Origin of the sequence: Sorangium sp. So ce128, assembly GCF_051525245.1 — a bacterium.
Taxonomy (GTDB): Bacteria; Myxococcota_A; Polyangia; order Polyangiales; family Polyangiaceae; genus Sorangium; species Sorangium cellulosum_B.
Map to the genome: position 1 here is coordinate 6727341 of NZ_CP150313.1, position 19913 is coordinate 6747253.

A 19913-nucleotide genomic window follows, 5' to 3' on the forward strand; every position below is an offset into this window, starting at 1 on the left:
CATGTGAGGCGGAAATTTCACCCATTGACGCCCGCGGCCCGGTCCCCCACCGTGGCCGGTCAGCATGGGACTCAGCAACGCTCCGCCCGCCTCTCCCGTCGTGCCGGCCGATCAGGCCCTGGAACGCCTGATCGAGGGCAACCGGCGCTTCGTGGACAACATCCGCGGCGAGCACGTCATGATGGGACAGCGGGCGCGGGCCGCCCTCGTGGAGGGGCAGCAGCCCTTCGCCATCATCCTCAGCTGCTCGGACTCGCGGGCGCCGTCGGAGCTCATCTTCGACCAGGGGCTCGGGGACCTGTTCGTCATCCGGGTCGCGGGCAACGTGGTGGCGCCCTCGCTCGTGGGCAGCGTGGAGTTCGCCGCCGCCGCCTTCGGGACCCGCCTTGCCGTGGTGATGGGCCACTCGCGCTGCGGCGCCATCGACGCCACGCTGAGCGAGCTGCTCCACGAGGACAACGGCGGCCCGCTCACCGACAACATCCGCGATATCGTCGAGCGCTGCCGAGCTCCCGTCGAGACGGTGGTGAGCGCCGCCGGCCGCCACGCCGACAGGAACTTCCTCCTGCGCGAGGCGGTGCGCGCCAACGTGCGCAACTCGTGCGATCACCTCCGGCACGGCAGCCGGCTTCTCGAGCGGCTGTGCACCGAGGAAGGCATGCTGATCGTGGGCGCCGAGTACGCCCTCGAGACCGGCAAGGTGACGTTCCTCCCGCGCGCGTGACGAGCTGCGGCGTTTCGTGTGCCTCACTCGCCTGCCTGGCGGCTGAGCCCGTATCCCACGAATCTGCACCCCCGCGCTAGCGCTCCGAGATCACGGTTTGGCGCGGCTCCGGCGCAGGACGAGCGGGAGCGACTCGAACCCGAGCGGCATGATCGCCCGCGTCTGCCGCAGCGGAGGCGCCTCGCCGGGCGTGATGGACTCATAGCAGTCGAGGAGCGCGTTCAGGGCGATCCGCGCCTCCATCCGCGCCAGCGCCGCGCCGATGCAGAAATGGGTCCCCTGCCCGAACGCCAGGTGCTCCACCGGAGGCCGGTCGAGCCGGAACGCGTCCGGCTCCTCGAAGACGGCCGGATCCCGGTTCGCCGCGCCGAACACGACGTCGACCAGGTGCCCGGCCGGTATCGTCACGCCGCTCACGTCCACCGGCCGCGTGGCGACGCGCAGGAGGCGCTGCACCGGGCTCGAATGGCGCAGCGTCTCCTCGATGATCGGCTCCACGAGACTCCGATCCTGCTGCGCGCGCCGGTAGAGCTCGGGCCGCTCGGACAGGAGGTGCGCCATGTTGCCGATGAGGTTCGTCGTGGTGTCGTTGCCGGCGACGAGCAGGCCGACGCAGAAGCCGACCGCCTCGGGCGTGTCGAGGCGCGCGCCGTCGATCTCGGCCTCGACCAGCGCCGAGATGAGATCGCCTGACGGCGCGCGCCGTCGCGCCTCGAGCTCCGCCGCGAAGAAGTCGACCATCGCCTTACCGCGGCTCGCGCGCTCCTCCGCCGGTATACCGCTGTAGGACATCACGGACTCGGACCAGCTCCGAAATTGCACATAGCGCTCCGCCGGGATACCGAGCAGGGTGGCGATCACCATCATCGGCAGGGGCATCGCGTAGGCGCCCATGAGGTCTGACGGCCCGTCGCCCGTCGCTTCGAGCAGCGAGGCGGCGAGGCGGCCAATCCACGGCTCGAGCTCTGCGATGCGCCGCGGCGTGAACGATCGGCTGACGAGCCTGCGGAGGTGGGTGTGCCGGGGCGGATCGTCGTGCAGCAGCGTGATCCGCGGCAGGACACGGATCTTGTCCGTGACGTTCGACGAGAACGTCTGGGGATCCCGCAGCGCGTCGAGCACCTCCGCGTGGCGCAGGAGCGCGTAGGCACAAATAGGCTCGCCGAGGCCCGCGGCGCCGCCCGCGGGCACGCGCGCATAGAGCACCGGAGATCGCCCGCGCAGCCCGTGGTACGCGGGGTAAGGATCGGCTATCACCGAAGGCGCAGAGAGGTCGATCTGCTCGGGCGAGGGGCGCGGGGCGGTCTCGATTTCCATGTCAAGCTCAGCGCGGCGCGGCCGCGCTGCCGGACAGCACATCCAAGCGGTTCGTGGAAGTCAAGTCCTTTCCCCTGGCGTGACGACAGCATAGGTGTGACCCCATGGAACACCGGGCGGCGTCCGCTCGATCACCGTCATGAGGCACCGTCATGAGGCACCGTCATGAGGAGCGCAGTCTTCGCATCTCGTCCGAACCCCCTCGCCTCGCGGCGTTCCGGGCCGAACGGATTGCACAGCATCCTGGGCGCCGATCACGATCACACATCGGGAATGGCCTTAGCGCGAGTTCCGGATCTACCCGGCCTCAGCCGGAGATGTGCGGCTTGTAATCTCGCAATGCAAGCTGGAACCCTCGCTGGGATCGAAGCGTTTGCACATCTCCGGGCGCTCTCGCCATCGCGCTCGCGGGTCCTGGGAGGGGTGAGTCTGCTGGCGCCGATTCTTGGTCAAATACATGCACGATCCACGGCCCCTACGAACGAAGTGAGCACAGGTAGGAGGCCTGAATCGGGCTTGGGGGAGGGCAACATTCGTCATGACACAGCATTACACGAGTTCACGCGATACGTGGGAGGCAGCCTATCTCTACTCCCCCGAGGCGCTGTTCGTAGCGGATGTCGACGGCACGCTGTCGCACTTTAGCGAGTCATTCGGCCACACGGTCGGGCACGCGGCCACGCCGGGGACGGCGTTCTTCCAGCTCTTCCACGACGACGACCGGGAGGCGGCCCGGGCGAAGTGGTCCGGGCTTCTGGAGGCGACCGGGGCCGTCGAGCTCCGCGGGCGGGTGATGACGGCCGGAAACGTGTATGCGTCATTCTCCTGCGTGCTGCGCAGAGCGCCGCACGGCCAGGCGGTCTACGGCTCGCTGCACGCGACGTCCGGCGCCGACGATCACCCCGCCCCCGAGCCCGGGAAGGGAGAGGCCGCGGACATGCTCCGCGCCCTCTCCGAGAACCTCCCCGTCATCGTCTGGTCGTGCGACGCGGAGGGGGTCATCACCCGCCACGACGGGAGGGGGCTCGCGGGGCTCGGCCTCAAGCGGGGGCAGCTCGTCGGGACGAACGTCTTCGACATCTATGCCAACGCCCCCGAAGGTACGGAGAACGTGAGGCGGGCGCTCCGCGGGTCTCCCATCCATTCGATGAGCCACGTCCCCGCCAACAATTCGTTCTGGGAGAACTGGATGGTGCCGATCCAGAGTCCGCTCGGGAGCGTGGAGTCCGTGATCGGGCTCTCGCTCGATGTCTCCGAGGCGAAGAGAGCGGAAGAGGAGCTCCGGCTACGGCTATTGCAGATCCAGAAGCAGCAGGAGGTCATCGGCAAGCTCTCGACGCCCATCATCCAGGTCTGGGACGGGGTGGTCGCGCTGCCCATGGTCGGTGTCGTCGACAGCGTGAGGACCGCCGACGTCATGCAGAATTTGCTCGACGAGATCGTCCGCACCAACGCGCGGTATGCCATCCTCGATCTCACGGGCGTCGAGATGGTGGACACGCAGGTCGCGAACCACCTGATCAAGCTCGTGAACGCCATCCGGCTCCTCGGCGCGGACGGGATCATCTGCGGCATCAGGCCATCGGTCGCGCAGACGATCGTCGAACTGGGCCTCGATCTGAACAGCATGGTGACGCGGTCGAACCTGCGGGCCGGAATCATGTTCTGCATCAACCAGATGCGCCAGCTCGCGTCGACGTCGGCGACGAACGGGTCGTCGGGCCGCTGACCCGCGATCCCTCCCCTTGCGCTTGCGTTGCTCGCGCGGTGCTGGCGTACGGCGTCGTCGATCCGCCAGCGGCGTCTAGCGCCTCCGGCGGCGCGCGACCAAGTTTGTGAAGGCGACAACACAGGCGCCGCAGCAATCGCGCTCGCAGCGAAACGAGGTCTGTCATGCTCTCCAGCGGTCGCACGGGCCGAGACGAGATCCCCACCGCCGCCGGCGAGCTGCCGGTGGTCGGCCACTTGCCCATTCTCTACCGGGACGCCATCGGGCTGCTTCGCCGCAGCAGAAGCGCGCTGGGTCCGCTCTTCTGGGTCAATTTCGGGTTCGCGAAACGTCGGCTCTTCTATCTCGGATCCGACGCTCTCGATGTCCTGCGCATGCCCGAGATGGTCACGGACTATCCGAAGCACCTCAAGGACGTCGTGGGACGCTCAACGACGGTACAAGACGGCGCGCTGCACCGACACATGCGCTCCGCCATCAGCCCTTCGTTCTCGCCGCAGAGCCTCGCCAAGGGAGCCTCCGCCACCATGGCCTCCGTGATCTCTGCGAGGATCGATGGCTGGCTCCGGCAAGAGAGCTTCGCCATCCATCCCGCCATGCTGGAACTGACCCTCGAGATCATGCTTCGCGTCTGCGGCGTCCCGGCGCGGGATCTGCACGCCTGGAACCGGGCCTACTGCGAGTTGATCTTGGGTGTTTACCCGATCCCGGGTCGACTACCGGGGCTTCCCGCATACCGCTCGGCTCGGGCGCGCGCGTGGATCGACGACCGATTGCGGGAGCTTCTCGCGCTCGCTCGCGGCGGCAGCGCGGCGGGCTCATTCATCGAGCTGCTCTCGAACGCTCGCGACGATGAGGGCGAGCCCTTGTCTGACCAAGAGATCATCGACAACGTTCGCGCGCTATTGCTCGCTGGCCATGAGACCAGCGCCTCGACCCTGGCCTGGATCGTCATCCACCTCGCGCGCCAGAGCGAGCTGTGGAGCGCGATCTGCGAGGAGCACACAGCCGACCCGGACGCCCCTGTCCCCATGTCTGTGAGGGAGGCCCATCGGTTTCCCGTCTCCCACGCCATCTTTCGTGAAATTATGCGTCTGTACTCGCCGGGCTGGTTCATCTTTCGGACGGTCACCGACCCGATCACGCTGCACGGCAGACGCATACCTCGAAACACCCCTCTGGCCATCAGCCTCACGTGTCTCGGTTATGATCCGTCGCTCTTCCCGGATCCCGATCGCTTCGATCTGAGCCGCTGGAAAGATCGCGCCAGCTCACCAGGGCCGCTGGATCTGGCTCAGTTTGGAGGAGGACCGCACTTCTGTCTGGGATACAATCTCGCTTACATCGAGGCGATCCAGTTTCAGTTCACCCTCGTCAGGGCATTGCGCCGCGCCGGGCTCATTCCATACCTCCGGGGGCCCTCGCCGAAGCAGTTGTACTTGCCAGTCGGGCGTCCGACGGCGGCGACGCGGGTCGCCTTTCGCCCTGGCTGAACGGGCGCACTCCAGCGTTGCAACGCACCGAACCGACGACCACGAGCTCCGAGAGGACGACACCGCTCACCATCGACGCCATCGCCGGCGGCAGCCGGCCCTCACCGGGTGGATCAGCACATGAGCACCTCACCGCATTCGAGTCCTTCCGATCGCGCTCTGGCCGTTCTTCGCGAGCTCGTGGCGGAGCTCGGGCGAGGCGGAGGTCTTGTCAGCCCGTCGGTGTACGACACCGCCACCGTGCTGATGTTCGATGTCTTTCCCGATGCCAGGGCGAGCATCATCCCATGGCTCCTGGATCAGCAGCGGTCGGATGGGGGCTGGGGGCTCTCGTCGGTCCCACGCGCGCGCGATCTCCCGACGCTGGCGTCGCTCGTGGCCCTCCATCCCTGCCGCGAGCTCATGCCGCAGGTACGCCGCGCCTGCGAGGGGGGCCTTGCGTTCCTGCGCAACCAGGCAGCGCATTGGGGGACGTCCTTGCCGGACGACATCCCTGTCGGGCTGGAGCTGCTCATGCCCAGGCTCCTCGACCGGGCCTCCTCGCTCGGCCTCGGCGTCGATTGGGGCCCGTACGGGGCGCTCATTGCGCTCGGCGAGCGGCGCCGGGCCTTGATCGGCAAGGCCCGGCCGGCGGCCGGCAGCGCGGCGTCGCACTCGTGGGAGGGCTGGGGGAGCGGCCCCTCGCCCGACCTCCTCGACGCGAGCGGCGGCGTCGGGCACAGCCCCGCGGCCACGGCCGCCTGGCTTCACGCATCCCGGGACAAGGTCGGCCTCGCGGCCGCACGAGCGGCGGCGCGCGAGTACCTGCTTCGAGCGAGCGACGCGACCGAGGTCGGGATCCCCGGCGTCGTCCCCACGGTGTGGCCCATCCGCCGATTCGAGCAGGCCTGGGTCCTGTATGCGCTGCGGGCCTTCGATCTCCTCGACCATCCACGGCTGGGCGATGTGGCGCGGCCGCAGCTGCTCGACCTCGGCGCCGCGCTTCGCCCCGAGGGCATCGGCATGAGCGACGCGTTCACGCAGGACGGCGACATCACCTCGACGGTCATCGCCACCTTGGGAGAGCTCGCGGCGCCCCGCGCCATCGAGACGCTGCGGCGCTTCGAGCAAGGCGGGATGTTCATCACGTACGCGAACGAGCTGCAACCCTCGCTCACGACCAATGCACACGCGATGCACGCCCTCGCGTCCCGCGGGGAGAAGGCGTCGGAGCCGGCGCGGTACCTCCTCGAGCGTCAGCAGCCGGACGGGCGGTGGGTTGGCGACAAATGGCACAGCTCCTGGCTTTACACGACCAGCCAGGTCATCCTGGCCCTCTCGCACGAGGGGCAGCTGCCCGCCGTGAAGCGCGGCATGGAGGCGCTGCTGCGCGCCCAGCGCGGCGATGGCGGCTGGGGAGCCGGCGGCGCGCCCACCGCGGCAGAGACGGCGTACGCCGTGCTCGCGCTCCGCGCCGCCCGAAGGAACCGCGAGCTCGAATCGATGGCGCGGGGCGCCTGGCGACGGGGGCGCGACTGGCTGATATCGAACCATGACCTCGGCGCCGGCCAGGAAGATCTCCGCTGGATCGGCAAGGAGCTGTATTGCCCGGCGCGGGTGGACCGCGCGTGGGTCCTCGGCGCGCTCCTCGTGTCGCAACCGTCATGGGAAAGCTAGACGATCTGATGGAAAGGACGTGGCAGAGCCACGTCTTCGGCGATTCCTACCCGACCGCCGTCGGCCGCCGCGCGCTCTCCGAGAGGATGCGCGCCGTCCACGCGTGTTTTCTCGACAGGTTCCGCCCGATCGTCCAGGGCGCCTTACCCGACCTCGATCCGGAGCACGTCGAGCGCGTCGTGCGCCAGATCGGCCCCAAGGCGACGGCGTTCTGCGCCGCGATCGCGATCGAAATCGAGGAGGTCGAGCGCCTCGCCGAGGTCTCCATCGTATTTGGGCTCCTGTTCCTGTTCGATGGCCTGATGGATGACGGGGACCTGGCGATGGTGGTCGCGACGCACCGGTTCATCGAGGTTCACGCGCCGCGCCTGCACGTTCCCGCGTCGAGCGACGCGAAGCAGCTGGCGTCCGCCGTCCTCCGGCGCGAGCTCGACGCAGCCAGGGCGCCGCGCCCCGATCCTGCCCTCGTCGCGGCGCGCGCTCGACCTCTGGCGGAGGCGGCGCGCCTGCTGCGTCGCCTGAGCTCTCCCGAGGACGCGGGCGCGCTCATCGAGTCGCCTGTCGCCGGCTTTCTGAGCCATGGTTCCGCCATGCGGCAGCTCAGCCAGCGTTATCTCGAGCGCGAAGAGGGTGCGTTCTGGGACGACCACGCCGACGATTTCGTCGCGCATGCGATCGGGAGCATTCAAACGGCCGGGACGGTCGCCGTCGTCTACAGCCTCTACCGGAGCGCGAGCCCCGAGCTCCCCACGATAGGACAGGTGCTGGCCTCCCCGGCGGTCAGGCGCGTGTGCGAGCGGTTCGTCGACGCGGCTTCGCGCATCTTCGACGACGTGGGAGATCAGGACGTCGATCGGCGCTCGGGCCCCCGCGGCCGGTTCGATCTCAACCTCTTCAACCATCCGAACCGGAGGCTCGTCGAGGCCACCCTGCGGTTCGTCGGCGTCGATGACGAGGACGTCATCGCGGCGACGCTGCGCGACCTCGCCGCCGACGACAGCGCCGGGGATGGCCGCGTCGTCGAGCGATTCGTCGACGTCGTGCGCGGCGGCGTGGCGAGCTTGCCGGCGGAGTGCTGGCGCGACGCGGGCGTGTTCCTGATGCTCCTCAAGAGGATCATCGAGTCGGGATACGTGAACACGCTGGGCGACGCTGCGCTCGCGGAGTGACGCAGCGGCGCCGGGCGCGCCGCCCGGCGGAGCGTCGCCTGCCCAGGGGGCGCTCAGGCGAGCGCCTTCGCCATCGCGGCGATGCGCTCGGCGCCGGCGGGGCTGAGCTCGCCGAGCGCGCGGACGAAGTTCGGGTGGGTCATGCCCGAGCCGAGGAACGTCCAGCGGTAAGAGCGCTGCTGCGCCTCGAAGATCTCGGCCTTCTCGGCCTCGGCGAGGGGGCGGCCGGCGGCGCGCTCCAGGGCCTCGATGTCGAGCCTGGCCTGCGCGGCGAGGCCGCCGTCGAGCATCGTGCCGATGGATACGTAGTCGTCGAAGGCCCGGGCGATGCCCTCCGGCCCGGCCTCGCGGGCGAGCTTGGCCACGAGCAGCGTGTCGAGCTTGGCGTGCTGGGCCTCCTCCATCCAGTGGTGGCGGAGCAGGCTCGAGAACTGTGGGTCGAGGCCCTCGGCGTCACCCTCCTTGACGCTGTCGAGGTAGTGGCGCTGCGTCATCCACTCGAGGTGCAGGGTCACCATCGCGACGCCGAGCGCGCCGTGCTTCAGGATCGCCGCCGCGACGTCCTTCGCGGGGCCGATGGCCCCGCACTCCGCGCCGAAGCCGCGCGCGAACTCCGCAGAGAACCGGCGGAAGAGGTGGATATGCTTCGCCTCCTCCTCGGCGAACGTGACGAGCGCGCGCACCTCGACCGCGTCCGCGCCGTGGACCGCGGCGCGCGCCTGATCGAGCACGAACGGCAGGATGAACTCCTCCACGAAGCCAAAGAGGTAAAGATAGCTGTTGCCGCGGATCTGGTTGAGCAGGAGCTGCTCTCGCGCGCTCAGACAGCGGATCGACGCCGTGCCCGCGAGCGACTCGGGCAGGAAGGGCTTGGAGAAGTCGAGCTGCTTGTCACCGCCGATGATGTCCTCGACGCGCCAGGTGATCTTGTGCGAATCCGCCAGGGCCGCCTCGTAGGTGTAGCTGTGCGTGAGCATGATCCTCCCTTTCCTGGTCGAGCCGCTCGGCGTCGCGCGACGCGAAGCGGAACGAGAGCACACGAGCGCTCGCCAGACGTCAAGGCGCGCCGGCGACGCCCCATCGTCAGCCAACGTACGCAACCACCGCTCGTCGGCGCCTGGCGGCCTGGGCGCCCAGGCGCTCTGCTCTTTGCCGGTGTGTTCGATCCGCTCGTCGCTCACGCGCTCGCCGTTCCCTGGCGCGCGCTCGCCGGATCGACGATCCTCCCTGCCCCATGCCAGCCTCCACGATCGTCCTCCTGACCGGCGGCGCCGACAGCACCACGTTGCTCCACGTCGTGAACGCGCGGGCGCCTGTCGTCCCGGTGTTCGTCGATTACGCCCAGCGCGCCGCGCACCGGGAGCACCAGGCCGCCGAGCGGCAGTGCGTGGCCCTCGGTCTCTCGCTGCGGCGCTTCGACATGGCGGCCGTCGGCGCGGCGTTCCGGGCGGAGCAGGAGGCCAAGCTGCACATCCCGCTGCCGCACAGGAACCTGGTCGTCCTGAGCCTCGCGCTCTCGTACGCGGCCCAGATCGAGGCGACGTCGATCGCGATCGCCGTCATCCGGGACGACGTCGACGGGTACGCCAGCGCGTCGCTGCGCTTCCTCGAGGCGTTTCGCGGCCTCGCGTCCGCGCTGGGCTCCGTCGCCATCGACACGCCGCTCATCGGGCTCGACAAGCGCGCGGTGCTCGCCGAGGGCGTCAGGATCGGCACCGACTACGCGCAGACGTACAGCTGCATGCTGGGCTACGAGCGTCATTGCGGGCGGTGCTCGCAGTGCAAGAAGCGCCGGGCGGCGTTCGTCGCTGCCGGCGTGCCGGAGAGCCCCGGGTTCTACCTTCACGACGTTCAGGGGCCCGACGAGGGCTCGTGAGCGCCTCCCCCGCGTCCGCCCCTCGCGCGGCGCGGCCGGCGCGGGGACAGGCCGCTGCGGGCGCCCGCGCCCTCCGCGAGCGCGCCCTCCGTCACCTCTCCATGGGCAGGCTCGGCGAGGCCCGCTCGGATGCGGGCGAGGCGCTCGCGCTCGTCGAGCGGGAGCTCGGGCCCGCCGACCCGGAGGCAGCCGGCGCGCTGCTCGTGCTCTGGCGGATCGCGGCGGCGTCCGGCGACCCTCCGGCCGCCGAGGCGCACGCGCGCCGCGCCGTCCTCGTGCTCGCGCGGGCGCGGCGGGGCGGCGAGATCAAGCGGCTCCGCGTCCACGCGTGGCTCGCCCTGGCCGCGACCGCGCGGCTCCAGGGCCGCTACGCAGACGCGGCGGCGCGCGCGCGCCGCGCGCTCCGGCTGGCCGAGGCCGCCTTCGGCGCCCGCGACGTCGAGGTCGCCGCCTGCCTCAACGAGCTGGCGATGAGCTGCAAGTACCGAGCGCGCTTCGCCGAGGGGGCGCGGCTCTACCGCCGGGCGATCCGCGCCCTCGAGCGGGTCCACGGGCCGGATCACCCCGAGCTCGCGCCCCTGCTCCACAACCTTGGCGGGCTCGAGCACGCTCGCGGCCGGGCCGCCCGGGGAGAGCCGTTCGCGCGCCGCTCGGTGGCGCTGCGGGAGGCCGCGCTCGGGCCCGAGCACCCGCTCGTCGCCGAGGACGCGGCCGCGCTCGCGGCCATCCTCGACGCCCAGGGCAAGCGCGGCGAGGCGGAGGCGCTCTACCGGCGCGCGCTCGCCATCTTCGAGCGCGCGTACGGCCCCGCGCACCGCGAGGTCGCCTTCACGACGAGCAACCTCGCCGCCCTGCTCTACGCCGATGGCGAGCTCGACGCCGCAGCGCGCCTGTTCCGCAAGGCGATCGGGACGATGGAGGGGCTCCTCGGCCCGACCCACCCCGACCTGGCGATGGCGCTCAACAATCTCGGCGTGCTGCGCCTCCGGCAGGGCAAGCGGGCGTCGGCGCGCCGGCTGCTGGAGCGGGCGCTCTCCATCTACGAGGCGACGCTCAGCCCGGGCCACCCGACGATCGCGGCCTGCCGGGAGAACCTGGCGGAGGCGGGTCATGCCGCCTCGATCGTGGCCTGACGAGCCGCCACGCCGCGCCGTCGCCGCGGATCGAAGCGTGGCGCGTCGCTGGCTCCGGCCCGCGGCGGCGCGCGCCGTGGGTCACCGCGCGCGCCGCGTCGAGCGCGCGGCGCCCGCGGTCCGCGCCTGCCGGGCGGCCTTGCGCCCGGCCTTCGGCTTCGCGCCGCCGGCCCGGAGGAGCGTGCCGTTGTGGTTGGCGCCGATGGGGACGACGGCGCTCAGATTGCTGGTTGCAGAGGGCGAGGACGGCCCGCCGCACGTGATGTTGAACGTCGCGGTGTACGTCCCCGGCGACCCTGGCGCAGTAAAGGACACGCTGACGTTCCGCTGGCCTTTGAAGGAGGCCGGGCAGTTCGAGACGCCGAAGTGCTGGCTCGAGACGCTGCATTGGCAACCAGCCAGGGTCACCCCTTGGCTGTCCACGGTGACCGTGCGCCAGGCCGTCGTCTGCGCCTGAACTTGCCCGAAGTCACGGAGCGCCGGGCTGGACGAAAGCGCCTGCTCTGCCTCGCCGAGGGCGTCTTCTCCTCCCTCGTTCTCGACGCTCTCCACCACGCAGCCCGCGGTTCCCAGGCTTGCGAGCAGCAGCGTCCCGACCATCACACATGAATGTTTCACAAAACCTCCGTCGCTGGACTCGACCCATGACGTGCGGGGCCCCGAAGCAACGACCAGGGCGCCGATCGCCGCCGGGCCAGGCCCCAGAGCCCGTCGCGGAGCGGCCATAGCAACCGGTGCGCCAGCGCCAGGACAACACGGCCTCTCCGCCGCAGCCGCTCGACGTGGCTCTCCGCGGCCCGAATGGGCGGCGGATCCTGCCGAATCAAGCCCATTCGTCTGACGCGCTGGAGCTCGGAGCCCAACCCCATCTCCGATGGGCGACCGTGACATGTCACGCCGCGACCGTGACCTCGCGGACAGGCGCGGCGCGATGCCCGACGAGGCGCCCTGATGACATGGAGCGACGACGCGAGTCGCCCGTCCTCGGCCGCCCGGCGATGGGAGGCCCTTGGATCAAGGCGGCGGCGGTGGATCCTGCTCCGGGCGCGCCTGCCGCGGGGCCCACAGCGGGTAGTCGACGCCGGCGAGGCGATTGATGAGGATGGCCTGGAGCGTGAGCAGGACGACCCCGCCGAGGAGCACGAGGAGCATCGGAGGCCGGGACAGGATGCCCAGCGAGACGATGAGCGTCGTCGCGCCCGCGGGAGGGTGTGGCGCGCGGGCGAGCACCATGAGGCCGGCCGTGAGCCCCAGCGAGAGCGCCGCGGCGATGGCGCGCGGGAGGGTCACGCCGGTCGCGGTCGCCGGACCTGCGTGCGTGAGCCCGGTGATGAGCAGGCTCATATACGCGACCGCGATGCCGATGCTGTGCCCGAGGATGGTGGTGCGCGGCGCGGCCGACGCCGCCGTGGGAGTGTAAAAGAACAGAAAGGCCGTTGGCCCGAGCGACGGAAAGACGAAGGGCGACTTCGTCACCACGGCGAGCGCCGCCATCAGGCCGATGCTCACGAACCCGTTCACGCAGCTGAAGACCGCGAGCACCGGTATCTTGGAGTAGCGCTGGAGGAGCCACGGGAGCCTGAGGCGCGTGAAGATGCCGCGCACCACGTCCGTCATCTCGCCGCCGAGCGGGTGCCGCGGCGAGATCGGGCCGTAACCGCGCCCGTTTCCCCACGGCTCCACCGCCGGGGTCGATTGCCTGTCTCTCTCTGTCATCCTTCGTTCCTTGCGAGCGGGCCGCGCCTGGGCGCGCCCGCTTCCGCGGCTGCGCTCGCCGACGGGCGCCACGGCCAGCTCACCACGATTCTACCCCGGGCTCCGCGAGATGGATCGGGGATCTCGTCCGACGCGCTCGGGCCCGCCGAGCAGCGCGCCTGCCCGCGGCGCTCGCGATCGATGGCGCGGCCCGTCGAGCGATCGACACGACCCCTTCACGCTCGAGACGACCATCCCACGCTGGTCGGTCGCCGCGCCTCCCAGGGCAGGGTCAGAACTTCTCCACGGACGGGCGCACGTCGATCTCGAGCGTCCAGGCGCTCGGCGCCTGGGCGTGGAGCTGGAAGTAGGTCTCTGCCAGCGCCTCCGGCGATAGCAGGGTGGCGGCCGTTCTCCCGGGCACCATGGCGCGCACCCGCGGGGTGTCGATCAGCCCGTCGATGACGACGTGCGCCACGTGGATGCCGCGCGGGCCGAGCTCGCGCGCGAGCGATTGCGCGAGGGCGCGCAGGCCGGCCTTGCCGACGGCGAGGGCCGCGAAGCGGGCTCCGCCGCGGAGCGAGGCGGTGGCGCCCGTGAAGAGGATCGTCCCCCGGCCGCGCTCGAGCATGCCGGGCAGCGCCGCCTGCGCGCTCAGGAAGCCGCCGAGGCAGTTGATCTTCCAGTCGTCCTCGAGCTCTCGCGGCGTGAGCTCCAGCGCGCCGGCCACGCGGAAGGCGCTGGCGTTGTAGATCAGCACCTCCACCGGCCCGAGCGACTCCTCGACGCGCGCGAAGCCCGCCGCGACGGAGGTCGCGTCGGTGGCGTCCCCCGGGACGCTCAAGGCGCGCCCTCCGGCTCCCTCGATCTCCCGCTGCACGGCCTCACACGCGGCGGCCGTCCGGGCCATGAGGCCGACGGAGAACCCCTCGCGCGCGAAGCGCCTCGACACAGCGGCCCCGAGTCCGGGGCCGACGCCGACGACGACCGCTGCCTTGTTCGAGCTCATGAACGCACACCCTCCCGCCGGCCCTCGCGCCGGCGAACCGCGGCAGCGTAGCCCGTCCTGGCCCGCGCGAGCGACACACGCCGGCCGAGCGCTTCGCCGGCTCGTCCCGCAGGTCAGCCCCCCAGCGGGACTACGGGTCTCCCGGCGCCGCCTTCCACTGCCGCACGAAGAACGGCCACGCGTCGTGGAGGTACAGGCCGAAGGGGATCCACCAGACGAGATCGTTCGTCAAGCAGAGCACGGCGGACCGAGGCGGCCATTGCCCGGTGACGAGCAGCCCAGCGAGGCCGATCGGCCCGAGCACCTTGCCGAGCAGACCGACGCTCGCAAGGAGGAACCCGCGCTCGGGCGCGCGCGCAACCTCCGCATAGAGGATGGCGTACACCCCGACGACCATCCCCAGGCAGGCGAAGATCGGCGGGTGATTGAGGGGTTCCATGCCCGCGAAGCGAAAGAGCCATTGCGGGTCGGCGGCGGCGTAGAGCCCCCAGCAGGCGTTGTAGAGGGCAGCCAGCGCGAAGACGGCGCGGTGCAGGCGGCGGCGGGGGATCATCGCGGGGCGGCCTCGGCGGGAGGCCGGCGCTCATACACCGCGTCGGCCCCGGGCACGAGCCGGATCTCGCCCGCGCCGAGCGCGCCGTGACGACGCGCTCGGACCCGTCAGATGCCGCCGCCGTCCTCGAAGACGTCGCTCCGCACCTGGGCCTGGCTGATCCGGCTGTTCGGCGGGACGCTGCGCGTGAGCCACACATTGCCGCCGATGCTCGATCCGCGGCCGATGGTGATGCGCCCGAGGATCGTCGCGCCGGCATACACCACCACCTGGTCCTCGACGATGGGGTGGCGGTCGATCCCCTTGATGGGGTTCCCGCTCGCGTCGCGCGGGAAGCTCTTCGCGCCGAGGGTGACGCCCTGGTAGAGGCGCACGCGCTCGCCGATACGGCACGTCTCCCCGATGACGACGCCCGTCCCGTGATCGATGAAGAAGCTCGCCCCGATCTCGGCGCCGGGGTGGATGTCGATGCCGGTGTCGGCGTGCGCGATCTCGGAGAGGATGCGCGGGATGAGCGGTACGCCGAGCGTGTAGAGCAGGTGCGCGATCCGGTGGTGCATGATCGCGGTGATGCCCGGATAGCAGAACACCGCCTCGTCGATGCTGGTCGCCGCCGGGTCGCCCTCGAACGCCGCGCGCACGTCGGTCTCGAGCAGCTCCTGCACCGCGGGGAGGCCCGCGGCGAAGTCGCGCACGATCTCGGCGGCGCGCCCCTCGCGGCGGGCGGCCTCGCGGGCGTCGAGCTCCCTCGGGAAGCCAAGGCCCCTCCGGACCTGCTCGTGGAGCGCGAGCAGCGCCGCGTCGAGCGTGTGCCCGACGAAGTAGTCGGTCCCCTCCTCGGTGAGATCCGCGGGCCCGAAGTGCGCCGGGAAGAACACGGCGCGCAGATCGCGCGCGATGCCGACGAGCACCTCGCGCGACGGCAGCGCCTGCCGCCCGAGCTTCTGGCGCGCGCCGTCGATCCCCCGGCCGGCGGCGCGCAGCTCCGCGACCACCGAGCCGAGCGCCCAGGACGCGCCGGACACGGCGGGCGCGCGGTAAGCCCCGTGATCGGCCTCGCTCATGTCGCGAGCCCCTTCTCGTCGAAGAGCCCCTCGAAGAGGGCCGTGCTCAGGTAGCGCTCGCCCGAGTCGGGGAGGATGACCACGATCGTCTTGCCCTCGCTCTCCTTGCGCTTCGCGATGCGCGCCGCGACCGCCACCGCCGCGCCGGACGAGATCCCCGAGAGGATGCCCTCCTCGCGCGTCAGCCGCCGCGCGTAGGCGATGGCCTCCTCGTTGGTCACCTGTTCGATCTGATCGACGATCGACAGATCGAGCACGTCGGGCACGAAGCCCGCGCCGATCCCCTGGATCTTGTGCGGCCCCGGCCTGAGCGGCTCCCCGGCGCGCGTCTGCGTGAGCACCGGGCTGTGCGCGGGCTCGACCGCGACGGAGGTGATCGCCTTGCCCTTCTGGTGCTTGATGAAGCGCGAGACGCCCGTGATCGTGCCGCCGGTCCCGACGCCGGACACGAGGATATCGACCTTCCCGGCCGTGTCCTCCCAGATCTCCGGGCCCGTCGTCCGCTCGTGGATCGCGGCGTTCGCCGGGTTCTTGAACTGCTGGAGGAGCACGTACCGGCTCGGGTTCGACGCGACGATCTCCTCCGCCTTCGCGATGGCGCCGCTCATCCCCCGGGGCCCCTCGGTGAGCACCAGCTTCGCGCCGTAACCCACGAGGAGCTTGCGGCGCTCGATGCTCATCGTCTCGGGCATGGTCAGCGTGAGCGGATAGCCGCGCGCCGCCGCGACGAAGGCCAGCGCGATGCCCGTGTTGCCGCTCGTCGGCTCGACGATCTCCTTCCCCGGACCGAGGAGCCCCCGCTTCTCGGCGTCCCACACGAGCGCCGCGCCGAGGCGGCACTTCACGGAGTACGCCGGATTGCGTCCCTCGATCTTCGCGAGCACGAGCGCGCCCGCGCCGTCGACGGCGCGACGGAGGCGCACGAGCGGCGTGCGGCCGATGGATTCTGCGTTGTCTTCGAACCAGCCGCGTGTGACGTTCGACATGGGCCCTCTGGGGTGCGACGGCATGCCTCCGCGTCCTCGAGGTCGGAGGACGTCGAGCGGGCAGCGAACGCCGCGCTTGATTACCAGCGGATGTTCATCTAACATAACGGACAGAGCACGCCAAGCACTTTATGCCCCGCCGAGGCCGGTCGCCGCTCAGTGCTCGTGGCGCGCCGGTGGCTCGGGGCCGGCGCTCCATCACCCGACTCCTCATCTTTCATTTCGGACGACACCGCAACGCCGCCGCAACGCTGCCGCAACGACACCGCAACCCCCTTGGGCCTCGACCTCAGCTGACGTCCGCCGATGTCCCCTTCCACCACGGCACGTGCGGCTACGCTCCACCATCGCAGAAGGAAAATCCGCTTTATAGGAGTCCGACATGGTGGAAATTACATCTGCTTTACAGGAGGAAAGCGTCCAGTGCGTCACGAGCGCCATTGCGGCAACCCAGGAAGAAGCTGTAGTACTGGCTCAGCTTTGGCGGAGACATCCCCCCCACGCGCCAAAGCTCGAGGAAAAGCCCTGCCATGACGAACCACGAAAGCCATTTGCTTGGCGAGCGCGCCGCAAGGCAACACGCCAACACGAGCAAGACTCCGCCTCAGTGGGCCGGTTCCACCCCGCGTTGGCTCGTGCAGCTGCTCCCCTGGACGCCCGTCGAAGCAGGCGTGTACCGCCTCAACCGGGTCACCGATAGCGATTTCGCGGTCGATTGCAGCCCGGATGACGCGGCCGAGCTGCCCACGGCGCGCATTCACTATGAAGAGCAGCCGCGCGAGTTCGTGCTCAACACGGTGACCACGACGATCCAGGTGCACACCCGGATCTCCGACCTGTTCCGCAGCCCCATGGATCAGGTGAAAGAGCAGCTCACCGTCCTCGTCGAGAAGCTCAAGGAGAAGCAAGAGGACGAGCTGATCAACAACGGCAACTACGGCCTGCTCAACAGCGTGCATGAGAGCATGCGGATCAAGCCGCGCGGCGCCGGCCCCACGCCGGACGATCTCGACGAGCTCATCGCGCGCGTGTGGAAGGAGCCGGCCTTTTTCCTGGCGCACCCGCGGGCCATCGCGGCGTTCGGTCGCGAATGCACGAAGCGCGGTGTTCCGCCGCCGACGGTGACCCTGTTCGGCTCGCCGTTCCTCACCTGGCGCGGCCTCCCGCTCATCCCCACCGACAAGCTGCACCTCGCGGGCAACAAGACCGATATCCTCCTGGTCCGCACCGGCGAGAAGAAGCGCGGTGTCGTGGGCCTGTTCCAGCCCGGGATCCCCGGCGAGGTGAGCCCGAGCCTGTCGATTCGCTTCATGGGCATCAACCAGCTCGGGGCTGCCTCGTACCTCGCGTCCCTGTACTGCTCGGCGGCGGTTCTGACCGAAGACGCGCTCGGCGTGCTCGAGGGCGTCCAGGTGGACAGCTACTATGAGTACAAGTGAGATCCTGACAGCGGATCTCCAGGGTGCTCTGCCGCAGGTGACCCACGCCGTAGGGAGCTCTGGGATCGCGCCCTTGAACGTGCCTCTCTCGGCGCCGGGCGGCGCGCCCGCGCCGGCGCCCGGCGTCCCCGGCTTCGACCCCGCCTCCCTGGCCGCTGTGATCGCGCAGCTCGCGAACGAGATGCTCGGCGCACCGGTGAAGCAGGAGGCGGCGGCGCAGGCGGCGCCGCTTCCTGGCGCCGCGCCGTCGCAGTCACCCGTCCCGCACCTGGCGGCGGCTGGCGCGGCGCCGTCACCTGTACCGGGGCCGTCCGCGGCGGCGGCCCCCGTCTACCCCGGGTCGGCCCCCGCCTACTCCGGCTCTGTCCCCGCCTATTCCGGCTCTGTCCCCCCCTATTCCGGCGCGGCGCTGCCGGCTCCCGGCTCGGTCCCCGCTTCTTCCGGCGCGACGCCCGCCTTCCCCGGCGACGTGGCGCTGCCGGACTCGACGGTGCGCGCCGGCTTCGTCCGCGTCCCGCTCGTGGGCTCCGATCCGCTGAGCCTGGGAGCGGCCGACGAGGTGCTCCGCATCCCGGTGCTGGGCGATCTCGCGGGCCGCGACGCCGACCCGTACTTCGTGCCCGGCGCGCCCGCGCTGGGCATCGAGTCGCCGGTCGGCCCTCCCCAGGTCGAAGCGCACGAGATCCGCGCCGTGGATCCGGCGCTGGTCCGCGGCGTGAGCGGCTCCGCCGGCATCCTGGACCCCCACGCGATCCGCCGCGATTTCCCCATCCTCGAGGAGCGGGTCCACAACAAGCGGCTCATCTGGCTCGACAACGCGGCGACGACCCAGAAGCCCCGGGCCGTCATCGATCGTCTCTCGTACTTCTACGAGCACGAGAACTCCAACATCCACCGCGCGGCGCACGCGCTCGCGGCCCGCGCGACGGACGCGTACGAGGCGGCGCGCGAGGCGACGCGCCGCTTCATCAACGCCCCGTCCACGCGCGAGATCGTGTTCGTGCGCGGCACCACCGAGGGGATCAACCTGATCGCCCAGAGCTGGGGCCGGAGGAACGTGAGCCCGGGCGACGAGATCGTCATCACGTGGCTCGAGCACCACGCCAACATCGTGCCCTGGCAGCAGCTCTGCTCCGAGAAGGGCGCAAGGCTCCGTGTCGCTCCCGTGGACGACCGGGGCCAGGTGATCCTCGAGGAGTACGAGAAGCTGCTCGGCCCGCGGACGCGCATCGTCTCGATCACGCAGGTGTCGAACGCGCTCGGCACCATCACGCCCGCCCGCGAGATGGTGGCGATGGCGCACCGGCACGGCGCGCGCGTCGTCGTGGACGGCGCTCAAGCGGTGTCCCACATGCGCGCGGACGTGCAGCTCCTCGACTGCGACTTCTACGTGTTCTCGGGCCACAAGGTGTTCGGTCCCACGGGCATCGGCGCCGTCTTCGGCAAGAGCGAGGTGCTCGACGCGATGCCGCCCTGGCAGGGCGGCGGCAACATGATCGCGGACGTCACCTTCGAGCGGACGATCTACCACCCGCCCCCCGCGCGCTTCGAGGCCGGCACCGGCAACATCGCGGACGCGGTCGGCCTCGGGGCCGCGCTCGACTACGTGACGCGGATCGGGATCGAGAACATCGGCCGCTATGAGCACGAGCTGCTGCACTACGCCACCCACGCCCTCGCGACCGTCCCCGGGCTGCGGCTCATCGGCACCGCGGCCGACAAGGCGGGCGTGCTCTCCTTCGTCCTCGATGGGCAGCGCACCGAGGACGTGGGCGGGGCGCTCGACAGGGAGGGCATCGCGGTGCGCTCGGGCCACCACTGCGCGCAGCCCATCCTGCGCCGCTTCGGCCTGGAGAGCACCGTGCGCGCGTCGCTCGCCCCCTACAACACCTGCGAGGACATCGACGCGCTGGTTGACGCGCTGCATAGAATCCAGATCGGGAGGTCGCGCTGACTGGCCGTCCGGCGGCTGTCCGCTGAGGCGGACGCCGCCGGGCTCCCTGCCAGCCGCCCATGACGCCCAGCCCCCTGGTTGGATCTTCGAAACAGGCTGAGCACACGGGATTTCGA

At 70.6% G+C, this 19913-nt stretch carries 17 protein-coding genes; 9 read left to right on the top strand and 8 right to left on the bottom strand.

Annotated features, from left to right (window positions below):
* Positions 1–64 precede the first annotated feature (64 nt).
* Positions 65–724, top strand: a complete 660-nt coding sequence (locus WME82_RS25395) for a carbonic anhydrase (RefSeq protein ID WP_438037407.1) — start codon at positions 65–67, stop codon at positions 722–724.
* Between the two features lie 90 nt (positions 725–814).
* Here the strand turns inward: WME82_RS25395 and WME82_RS25400 are convergent, their stop codons facing one another.
* Positions 815–2041 carry a cytochrome P450 gene (locus WME82_RS25400; RefSeq protein ID WP_438037408.1) on the bottom strand — a complete coding sequence of 409 codons (1227 nt, stop codon included), beginning with the start codon at positions 2039–2041 and terminating at the stop codon, positions 815–817.
* A gap of 538 nt (positions 2042–2579) precedes the next feature.
* Between WME82_RS25400 and WME82_RS25405 the strand changes: the two genes are divergently transcribed.
* From WME82_RS25405 to WME82_RS25420, 4 genes are all read left to right on the top strand, one after another.
* Complete coding sequence (locus WME82_RS25405) at positions 2580–3770, top strand: PAS domain S-box protein (protein WP_438037409.1); 1191 nt, start codon at positions 2580–2582, stop codon at positions 3768–3770.
* Between the two features lie 164 nt (positions 3771–3934).
* On the top strand, positions 3935–5263 hold the full coding sequence (locus tag WME82_RS25410; protein ID WP_438037410.1) for a cytochrome P450: 1329 nt from the start codon (positions 3935–3937) through the stop codon (positions 5261–5263).
* 120 nt (positions 5264–5383) lie between these two features.
* Positions 5384–6919, top strand: coding sequence for a hypothetical protein (locus tag WME82_RS25415; RefSeq protein ID WP_438037411.1), 1536 nt, complete (start codon positions 5384–5386; stop codon positions 6917–6919).
* Positions 6907–8088: a hypothetical protein gene (locus WME82_RS25420; RefSeq protein ID WP_438037412.1), complete on the top strand. Its 1182-nt coding sequence runs from the start codon at positions 6907–6909 to the stop codon at positions 8086–8088. The genes WME82_RS25415 and WME82_RS25420 overlap by 13 nt, the downstream gene beginning before the upstream one ends.
* A 53-nt stretch (positions 8089–8141) precedes the next feature.
* On the opposite strand, the gene WME82_RS25425 is transcribed toward WME82_RS25420, so the two are convergent.
* A complete protein-coding gene (locus WME82_RS25425) occupies positions 8142–9065 on the bottom strand; it encodes a hypothetical protein (protein WP_438037413.1) in 924 nt (307 codons plus the stop codon).
* Positions 9066–9322: 257 nt separating this feature from the next.
* Between WME82_RS25425 and WME82_RS25430 the strand changes: the two genes are divergently transcribed.
* Both WME82_RS25430 and WME82_RS25435 read left to right on the top strand, forming a co-directional pair.
* The gene (locus tag WME82_RS25430) at positions 9323–9964 is read left to right on the top strand and encodes a 7-cyano-7-deazaguanine synthase (RefSeq protein ID WP_438037414.1); all 642 of its coding nucleotides are present in this window, start codon (positions 9323–9325) and stop codon (positions 9962–9964) included.
* On the top strand, positions 9961–11097 hold the full coding sequence (locus WME82_RS25435) for a tetratricopeptide repeat protein (protein WP_438037415.1): 1137 nt from the start codon (positions 9961–9963) through the stop codon (positions 11095–11097). The genes WME82_RS25430 and WME82_RS25435 overlap by 4 nt, the downstream gene beginning before the upstream one ends.
* Before the next feature lie 81 nt (positions 11098–11178).
* Here the strand turns inward: WME82_RS25435 and WME82_RS25440 are convergent, their stop codons facing one another.
* From WME82_RS25440 to cysK, 6 genes are all read right to left on the bottom strand, one after another.
* Complete coding sequence (locus WME82_RS25440) at positions 11179–11715, bottom strand: hypothetical protein (protein WP_438037416.1); 537 nt, start codon at positions 11713–11715, stop codon at positions 11179–11181.
* A gap of 396 nt (positions 11716–12111) precedes the next feature.
* A complete protein-coding gene (locus tag WME82_RS25445; RefSeq protein WP_437911264.1) occupies positions 12112–12813 on the bottom strand; it encodes an HPP family protein in 702 nt (233 codons plus the stop codon).
* 271 nt (positions 12814–13084) lie between these two features.
* Complete coding sequence (locus tag WME82_RS25450; protein ID WP_438037417.1) at positions 13085–13801, bottom strand: SDR family NAD(P)-dependent oxidoreductase; 717 nt, start codon at positions 13799–13801, stop codon at positions 13085–13087.
* 130 nt (positions 13802–13931) lie between these two features.
* Entirely contained in the window at positions 13932–14354 is a 423-nt protein-coding gene (locus tag WME82_RS25455) for a hypothetical protein (RefSeq protein WP_437911266.1), read from the bottom strand.
* Positions 14355–14461: 107 nt separating this feature from the next.
* Positions 14462–15418: a serine O-acetyltransferase EpsC gene (epsC, locus tag WME82_RS25460; RefSeq protein ID WP_438037418.1), complete on the bottom strand. Its 957-nt coding sequence runs from the start codon at positions 15416–15418 to the stop codon at positions 14462–14464.
* The gene (gene cysK / locus WME82_RS25465; protein WP_438037419.1) at positions 15415–16404 is read right to left on the bottom strand and encodes a cysteine synthase A; all 990 of its coding nucleotides are present in this window, start codon (positions 16402–16404) and stop codon (positions 15415–15417) included. The genes epsC and cysK overlap by 4 nt, the downstream gene beginning before the upstream one ends.
* 530 nt (positions 16405–16934) lie before the next feature.
* Between cysK and WME82_RS25470 the strand changes: the two genes are divergently transcribed.
* Positions 16935–17843 carry a family 2A encapsulin nanocompartment shell protein gene (locus WME82_RS25470; protein ID WP_437739069.1) on the top strand — a complete coding sequence of 303 codons (909 nt, stop codon included), beginning with the start codon at positions 16935–16937 and terminating at the stop codon, positions 17841–17843.
* On the top strand, positions 17830–19797 hold the full coding sequence (locus WME82_RS25475; protein WP_438037420.1) for a family 2A encapsulin nanocompartment cargo protein cysteine desulfurase: 1968 nt from the start codon (positions 17830–17832) through the stop codon (positions 19795–19797). The genes WME82_RS25470 and WME82_RS25475 overlap by 14 nt, the downstream gene beginning before the upstream one ends.
* Positions 19798–19913 lie beyond the last annotated feature (116 nt).